Below are 3,414 nucleotides of genomic sequence, written 5' to 3' on the forward strand. Positions count from 1 at the left end.
ATCCACACCACCAGCCACCAACCGCCACAGATCCTCCGGCGACGCCACCCCACCCGGATAACGACACGCCATCCCCACGATCGCGATCGGCTCGTGCTGGCGGCCTTCCACCTCGCTCAGCCGCTTACGGGCGTCGCGAGCGTCGGCGATGGCCCGCTTGAGGTAATCACGGAGCTTTCCCTCGTCCGTCACGTGCTTTCAACTCCTACGCATCGAAGGGTGTGGTGCCGGGTCGGGGCCTGTGGCCGGCCGGACGCGGTGTGTGTGCGGGGGTTCAGTCGAGTTCGTCGACGAGCGCGAAGAGTTCCTCGTCGCTGGCGGTGTCCAGGTCCAGGCCGCCCCCGGACTCGGCGCCGTCGCCGGGCACCGCTTCCGCCAGGAGCAGCAGCTCCCTGAGCCGGTCGGCGAGGCGTGCCCGGGACTGGTCCTCGGGTGCCAGCGACTTGAGCAGGACCTCGGCACGATCGAGGTCGGCGAGCCCGGGGACGTCCGCCGGCCCCTGCCGTTCCTCGATCCGCGCGGCGACGAACCGGGCGAGGGCGGTGGGGTTGGGGTGGTCGAAGACGAGGGTGGTGGGCAGCCGCAGACCGGTGGCCCGGCCGAGCTGGTTGCGCAGTTCGACCGCGGTGAGCGAGTCGAAGCCCAGCTCCTGGAAGGGCCGGTCGGCGTCGACGGACTCCTGTCCGGAGTGGCCGAGGACGGCGGCGGCCTGGCCCCGCACCAGCTCGACGAGGGCTGCCTCGCGCGCGGCCGCGTCGAGCGCGCCGAGCTGTTCCAGAAGCCCCGCGCTCTGCGCCGCGCCCGTCCCGGCCGCCGCACGGCGGGCGGGGGCGGCGGGGACCAGGCCACGCAGCAGCGGCGCCGCGTCCTCGCCCTGCCGCCGCAGGGCTCCGGTGTCGACGTACGTGGCCGCCAGCACGGGCCGCGCGAGGCGGAAGGCCGCGTCGTAGAGGGTCATCGCCTCGTCCGACGGCAGTGGCACCAGGCCCAGCCGGGCCAGCCGCCTGAGGTCCGTCTCGCTCAGGCCGCCGCTGATGGCGCTCTCCTGCTCCCACAGGCCCCAGGCCAGGGAGAGGCCGGGGAGTCCCTGCGCCCTGCGGTGCTGGGCCAGTGCGTCCAGGAAGGTGTTGCCGGCCGCGTAGTTGGCCTGTCCCGCGGTGCCGAGGAGACCGGCGACGGACGAGTAGACGACGAACGCCGAGAGCGCGCGGTCCCGTGTCAGTTCGTGCAGGTTCCATGCCGCGTCCACCTTGGGCCGCAGCACCGTGTCCAGTCGCTCCGCGGTGAGTTCGCCGAGCACGGTGTCGTCCAGGACCCCGGCCGTGTGCACGACGGCGGAGAGCGGCCGGTTTTCGGGCACCGCGGCGAGGACGCCGGCCAGCGCCTCACGGTCCGCGGCGTCGCACGCGGCGAAGGTGACCTCGGCGCCGAGGCCGGTCAGTTCCTCCTTCATCTCGTCCGCGCCGGGGGCGGACTCGCCGCGGCGGCTGAGGAGCAGCAGGTGCCGGGTGCCGTGCTCGGTCACCAGGTGGCGGGCCAGGACACGGCCCAGCGTGCCGGTGGCCCCGGTGATGAGCACGGTGCCCTCGTCCCAGCGGGGCGGGGCGGCGGCGTCCTCCGTGCCGCGGACACGCTCCAGGCGGGGCACGAGGAACGCGTCGCCGCGTACGGCCACCTGGGGCTCGCCGGTGGCGACGGCCACGGTGACGTCGCCGTCGCCGTCCGTATCGATCAGCACGACACGTCCGGGGTTCTCCGTCTGCGCCGTCCGCAGCAGACCCCACACGCCCGCGTGCACCAGGTCCGGGACGTCCTCGTCCGGACTCGTGGCCACCGCGCCGCGGGTGACGACCACCAGCCGCGCGTCGGCCAGCCGCGGATCGGCGAGGAACGCCTGCACGGTGGTCAGCGCCTGCCGGGTGGCGGCACGTGCCGCCTCGGCGACGGCGGGACCGGCGGCCGGGGCCGCGCCGTCGTGGTCCGGGGCCCACAGGACGGTGTCCGCCCCGCTCGCCGCCAGTTCCTCCATGGTCTCGTACCCCTTCACGGAGGGGACCGGAGAGGCGGCCAGCGCGGCCCAGGCCGAGGTGTCGGCCGTGGCCCGGGGAGTCTCGGTCACCGCCCAGACAGCGGGGAACAGTCCGTCCCGGCCGGTGTCGTTCCCCCGCAGCGCGTCGGCGGCCAGGGGCCGCAGGACCAGTGAGTCCACCGACATCACAGGCAGTCCCGTGCCGTCGGCGACCTGGAGGGAGGCCTCCAGTGTGTCGCCGCCGGAGTCCGAGAGGGTCAGGCGTGCCCGCAGGACGGACGCGCCGGCGGTGTGGACGCGCGCGCCCGACCAGGAGAACGGCAGGCGCGGCTGCCCGTCGTCCCCGGTGACACCGGGCAACAGCGGGTGCAGTACGGCGTCCAGAAGGGCCGGATGGAGCAGGAAGTGACCCGCCCGCTGTCCCGTCTCGTCCGGCAGCGCGACCTCGGCGTAGATCTCGCCCTCGCCCTGCCACACCCGACGCAGTCCCCGGAAGGCGGCGCCGTAGACGAATCCGTGGTCGGCGAGGCGGTCGTAGGCACCGTCCAGGTCGATCTCGGTGGCACCCGCCGGAGGCCAGACGACCAGGCCGGATCCGGTGGCGGACGGGTCGGAGGGGGTCAGCGAGCCGTGGGCGTTGAGCACCCACTCGCTGTCCCCGTCGGGGCCCTGCCCGGCGCGGCGGGAGTGGATCTCGACGGCGCGCCGTCCGTCGTCGGCCGGGTCACCGACGGTGACCTGCACATCGACGGCGCCGTGTGCCGGCAGGACGAGGGGAGCGGCCAGCGTCAGGTCCTCGACGTCCACGCCGCCGGCCTGCTCCCCCGCGCGCAGGGCGAGTTCGAGGAGGGCGGTGCCGGGCAGCAGTACGGTGCCGGACACGGCGTGGTCCGCGAGCCAGGGGTGGGTGCGCAGGGAGAGCCGTCCGGTGAGGAGGTGTGCGTCGCGGCCCGCCATGTTCACGGCGGCACTGATCAGCGGGTGTTCGACCGTGCTCAGGCCGAGGCCCTCGGCGTCGACGTCCGCGGCGGGTGCGTCGAGCCAGTGGCGCCGGTGCTGGAAGGCGTAGCCGGGCAGCGGTACGCGGCGGGCGCCGGGCAGTGCCGTGTCCCAGTCGGGTTCGGCGCCCCGCATCCGCAGCAGGGCGAGTGCCTGCATGACGGTCTCGGGTTCGGGCCGGTCGCGGCGCAGTGCGGGGGTGAGGGCGCCCGGCGGCTCGGTGAGCGTGTCCTCCACCATGGAGGTCAGGACTCCGTCAGGCCCCAGTTCCACGTACTGCCGGACACCCAGCTGTTCGAGGTGGCGCACCCCGTCATGGAAGCGGACGGCCTGACGGATGTGCCGGGCCCAGTACTCCGGCGAGGTCAGCTCCTCCTCCGTCGCCA

General features: G+C 74.5%; 2 protein-coding genes. Both read right to left on the minus strand.

The genetic code is table 11. The features are described 5' to 3' along the window. Positions 1-192 (minus strand): polyketide synthase docking domain-containing protein (locus ACWD26_RS43985; RefSeq protein WP_451279372.1); only part of this gene is annotated, 192 nt, incomplete at its 3' end. A gap of 82 nt (positions 193-274) precedes the next feature. Continuing rightward, a partial coding sequence (locus ACWD26_RS43990) for an SDR family NAD(P)-dependent oxidoreductase (RefSeq protein WP_451279374.1) occupies positions 275-3,414 on the minus strand: 3,140 nt, incomplete at its 5' end.

It is taken from the genome of Streptomyces sp. NPDC002787 (assembly GCF_053592095.1).